Here is a 5509-nt window from a genome sequence, read left to right as displayed (position 1 = left end):
CCCGGATACCCCTTCGAGGAACTCCGCTGCTGGCTCACCGACGCCATCTGGTCGCCGCCCGCCGGGCGGACCGCGGCGGGTCCGGTGCACCCGCTCCTGGACGGGATGGACGCGGCCGAGAGCCTGGACGGCCTCACCTTCCGGACCGCCTTCGGCCCCGAGCACCCCTGCATCGGCGGCCACCGGCTGGGCGACACCCGCCTCCTGCCGGCCGCCGCCGTACTGGAGATGGCCCGAGCCGCCGCCGAGGCAGCCGGGACGGGGGAGCGACTGCGGCTGTCCCACGTCCGCTGGCTCCGGCCCTTCGTCGTGACCGGCGCCGAGCGAACCGCCCGGACCCGGCTGCGCCGGACCGACACCGGCACCCGGTTCGACCTGCGCGACGACACCGGCGAACTGCTGGCCGAGGGCCGGGTGGAGTCCCTGTCCGAGCAGGCCGGGCAGACCCTGGACATCGACGCCGTGCGGGGCCGACTCGGCCACCGGCACGAGGGCACCGACCTCTACGACGACCTCACGGACGCCGGACTGTTCTACGGACCCGCCCTGCGGGCCGTCGAGTGGATCGTGGCCGGTGACGGCGAGGCGCTCGTAAGCCTGCGGATCCCCGCCGAGGCCGCCCCGTTCGCCGGCTGTGCCCTCCACCCCTCCGCGGTCGACGGCGCACTGCACGCCTTCGCCGTGCTCCGGGACCGGGACAACGGACCCGCGATGGTCCCGTACGCCCTCGCCGCGGCCGAGGTCCACGCCCCGGTGACGGACCGCGGATACGCCCACGTACGCACCATCGGCGCCGACCGCTACGACCTGACGCTGACCGACTCCGAAGGGCATGTCCGCGTACGGCTGCGCGACCTGTCGCTGAGGCCCGCGCCCGGTGTCGCCCCATCGCGGCCGGCCGGAGACACCGCCGGAGCCACAGCCGCCGCGACGGCCGCCGCGGACGACCTGATGTTCGTACCGCACTGGACCGAACTGCCCGCCCGGACTCCGCAGCCGCTCCCGGCCGGGGCCGCCACCTGGCTCGTGCGCGGACCGGACACCGCACCTCTCGCGGCCGCCCTGCGCGCCCGCCTCGGCGGCGACGTCGTCGAACTGGAGCACGACCGTGTCGCCACCGCGACCGGCCGGCCCGGCCACGTGATCCTCCTCGCCCCCCGCGCCGGGTCCCGGACCGACGACACCGACGCGCTCGAAGCGGCGCAGGAACGCGGTGTCCTCGCCCTGTTCCGGCTCGCCAAAGTTCTCCAGGGGACCCGCTCGGCGGTCCGTCTCACCGTGATCACCGAGGACGCCCTCACCACGGCGGGCGAGCCCGTCGGCAACCCGTACGCGGCCGGTCTGCACGGCCTCGCGCTGTCGCTCGCCCAGGAACACCCCCGCTGGCAGGTGGCGGTCGTCGACCGCTCCTCCGCCGACGCCCCCACCGCGGACGTTCTCGACGCTCCCGCCGGAGGCCCCTACGCCCTGCGCGGCGGGGTGCTCCACCACCGTCGCCTCGTCCCGGTCACCGCGACACCCCCGCGCGAACGGATCCGCCGGGACGGCACCTACCTGATCCTCGGCGGGGCCGGAGGCATCGGCCTGGAACTCACCGCATGGCTGGTACGGGGCCACCGGGCCAAGGTCGTCCTCCTCGGCCGCAGCGAACTGGACGCCGAGCGCCGCGCACGGCTGCGCGCCATCGACCCGGACGGCACCCTCGTCTCCTACCGCAGGGCCGATGCGACCGACCCGGCCGCGCTGCGCCGGGCCGTCGAGTGGACCAGGACCACGCACGGCGCGCTGCACGGGGTCTTTCACGCCACCATCGTCCTGCGCGACCAGACGGTCGCCACGATGACGGAGGAGACCTTCCGTTCGGTCCTCGACGCCAAGGCCCACACCTCGGTCGCCCTGCACGCCGCCCTGCGCGACGCGGCGGACCTGGACTTCGTCCTCTTCTTCTCCTCGGCGGTGGCCCTGTCCGGCAGCGCCGGCCAGGGCAACTACGCGGCCGGATCCACCTTCGAGGACGCCTTCGCCCACCACCTCGACGGGGTGCTCGACGCCCGGGTGGCCGTCATCAACTGGGGCTACTGGGGAACCGTCGGCATCGTCGCCGACGAGCGCCACCGCAACCGGCTCGCCGCCGCCGGTATCCACTCGATCACCCCGGAGGAGGGGATGGCCGCCGTCCACGCCGTGCTCGGACGCGAGGACCGGCAGGTCGTCGTGGTCAAGGCCGACGCGGCCGCGCTCGCCGCGGTCGGAGCCCAGCCGCGCCGGAGCACCGACAGCGCAGACGCGGCACACGCGGACACCGGTACGCCCTCCGACGACGTCACCCTGGTGCCGTCGCTGGCGCAACTCCCTCCGGTCGACCGGCTGCTCACACAGGCCGACGACGCCCGACTGACCGAGATCATGTGCGACTGGCTGTGGACGCTCTTCCAGGGCGAAGGCGTGTTCCTCGGCGACGCCGAGAGCTGGCGCCCCGCCGCGCTCGCGGAACGGCTGCGCGTGGTACCCGCTCGGCAGCGGCTCTTCACCGAGCTGCTGCGCCGGCTGACCGAGGGCGGCTTCCTGCACGACCGGGGCGGATCGCTCCTCGCCGCCGGGCGCCGGGCCTCCGAAGACCCCGAGGGCGACCTGGTCGGCCTGTGCGAGCGCAAGCCCGCGCTGAACCGCTTCGACCGGCTGCTCCGCCCGTGCATGCGGAACCTCTTCGGCGTGCTGCGCGGCAGCGTCCGTGCCACCGACGTGATGTTCCCCGGCGGCTCCAGCGCCCTCGTCGAGGGCGCCTACCGGGGCAGCCCGGTCGTCGACCGGGCCAACGAACTCGTCGTGGGAGCGGTACACGACCTGCTGCCCTGTCACGAGGGCCCCCTCACCGTCATCGAGATCGGCGCGGGCACCGGCGGCACCACCGCGAGCGTCCTTCCCGTCCTCGCCGCCTCGGGCACGGAGGTCACCTACGTCTACACGGACATCTCCCGCGCCTTCCTGCGGCACGGCGAGCAGCGGTTCGCCGAGGCGCATCCGTATGTCCGCTTCCAGCGGCTGGACATCTCCGCCGACCCCGAGGACCAGGGCTTCACCCCCGGCAGCGCCGACCTGGTCGTGGCGGCCAACGTGCTCCACGCGACGGCCGACCTGCTCGCCACCCTGCGGGCCGTGGCCCGGCTGCTGAGGCCCGGTGGACGGCTCGTGCTCAACGAGGCCAGCAGCAACGTCCTCACCGCCACGCTCACCTTCGGTCTCCTCGACGGCTGGTGGCTGCACGAGGACGCCGGACTCCGTCTGCCCGGCTCGCCGCTGCTCTCCGCGCCGGGATGGCGCAAGGCCCTCCGTCTGGCCGGTTTCACCCGCAGCCGGGCCCTGCCGGCGGACGAGGGGCTGAGCCAGCACGTGGTGGTCGCGGAAACGGCGCCGGACGGCGCGGCGCCCGCCCCCGCAGTGGCGGCGACCCCGGCCGAACGCCCGGCCACGGCGGAGCGGCCGGGGCCTCCGGCACCGTCCGGCGGGGACACCGACGAACTGCTGGAGGCCGCGCGTGCGTACGTGAGGGACGCCTTCGCGCAGATCCTCCAGATCCCTCGCGAACGGCTCTGGCTGGACGAGACGTACGAGAACTTCGGCGTCGACTCGCTGACCGTCCCCCTCATCGTGGACGTCCTCGCAGAGGGCATGGGCGAGTTGCCCGTGTCGTTGCTGTTCGAGTACCCGACGGTCCGCGAGGTCGCCGACTACCTGGTCGAACGGCATGCGGACCGGGTGCGCGAGCTGGTTACCGCTCCGGCCGGCCCACCAGCGGTCCCACCGGCCGCCGGGCCGAGCGTCCCGGTGTCCGGGACGGCTTCCGCAGCGGTGTCCGGGACGGGCTCCGGGACGGCTTCCGCGTCGGCGGACGTACGGTCGGTGGAGCCCGTGGCGGGCACCGATCACCGCGTCGCGATCGTCGGGATGGCCGGCCGCTACCCCCAGGCCGGGGACCTCGATACCTTCTGGGCGAACCTGCGCTCGGGCCGCGACTGCGTCAGCGAGGTTCCGGCCGACCGCTGGGACCACCGGTCCACCGCCGACGCGGACGGACGTCCGGCCGGGCGATGGGGCGGATTCCTCGACGGCATCGACGAGTTCGACCCCCGCTTCTTCCAGATGTCCCTGCGCGAGGCCGAACTGACCGATCCCCAGGAACGCCTGTTCCTCCAGACCTCCTGGCACGCGCTGGAGGACGCGGGGTACACCCGGGCACGCCTGCGGGGCAGCCGGGTCGGTGTGTACGTGGGCGTCATGTACGGGCACTACCAGCTGTTCGAGGACGAGCGGGGCCTCGCCGGAGGCATGGGGTACGCCTCCATCGCCAACCGGGTCTCGTACTTCTTCGACTTCAACGGGCCGAGCCTGGCGATCGACACCATGTGCTCCTCCTCCCTCACGGCCATCCACCTCGCCTGCGAGGCCCTGGCGGCCGGGCGCACGGACTATGCGCTCGCCGGCGGAGTCAACCTCGCCCCGCACCCGCGCAAGTACCGACAGCTGGCGGCCGGCGGCTTCACCGGCGACAGCGGCCGGTGCCGCAGCTTCGCGGCGGACGGCGACGGCATGGTGCCCGGCGAGGGAGTCGGCGCCGTCCTGCTCAAGCCGCTGGCGGCGGCCGAACGCGACGGGGACAGCATCCTCGGCGTGATCCTCGGCAGCTCGGTCAACCACGGCGGCAAGACGGGCGGATTCGCCGTGCCCAGCCCCGGCGCCCAGGGCGAGGTCATCACCCAGGCCCTGCGCACGGCCGGCATTCCGGCCGACGGGATCTCGTACGTCGAGGCGCACGGAACCGGCACCGCCCTGGGCGACCCGGCCGAAGTGGCCGGACTCGTAAGGGCCTTCGGCGACCTGCCGGCCGGCTCGGTCGCACTGGGCTCGGTGAAGTCCTCGGTCGGCCACCTGGAATCGGCGGCCGGCATCGCGGCCCTCACCAAGGTCCTGCTCCAGATGAAGGCCCGTGAACTGGTGCCCTCCCTGCACGCGGACACCCTCAACCCGGCCGTCGACTGGAACGCGGTGCCCTTCCGGGTACAGCGCGAACTCGCCCCCTGGACAGGGGCCGGGCCCCTGCGCGCGGGCATCAGCGCCTTCGGCGCGGGCGGCTCCAACGCCCACCTCGTGATCGAGGAGCACCGGGCCCCGGCCCCTTCGCCCGCAGTCGCGGCCGGACCGGCCGTCTTCCCCTTCTCCGCGCGGGACGAGGACGGCCTGCGCCGGGTCGTCTCCGGCCTGCGGACCTGGCTCGGCCCCACCGGCACCGGTACCGGCCCCGAGGACATCGCGGCCGCGGCCGGGGTCCCCGTCACCGCGGTGGACGAGCCCTTCGACGAACTGGGCCTGGACCCGGCCACGATGGTGCGGCTGATCGGCCTCGGCGACTTCGTCGGCCGGAACGACGTTGGCGGCTATGTCGATACCTCTGCTTGCGGCCAAACGTGGGCGCGAGCGCGCGAGGATGCCCTCGACATCGGCGAGCACGCCG

General features: G+C 74.2%; 1 protein-coding gene. It reads left to right on the top strand.

Annotation, left to right across the window (positions count from 1 at the left end; all coding sequences use genetic code 11):
• Positions 1-5509: SDR family NAD(P)-dependent oxidoreductase (locus tag ABZY11_RS42590; RefSeq protein WP_356484322.1), on the top strand; the 5509-nt coding region annotated here is incomplete at both ends.

The organism is Streptomyces sp. NPDC006510 (assembly GCF_040611955.1).
In the GTDB taxonomy this organism is placed as follows: domain Bacteria; phylum Actinomycetota; class Actinomycetes; order Streptomycetales; family Streptomycetaceae; genus Streptomyces.
This window is presented reverse-complemented; position numbering and strand designations above follow the sequence as displayed.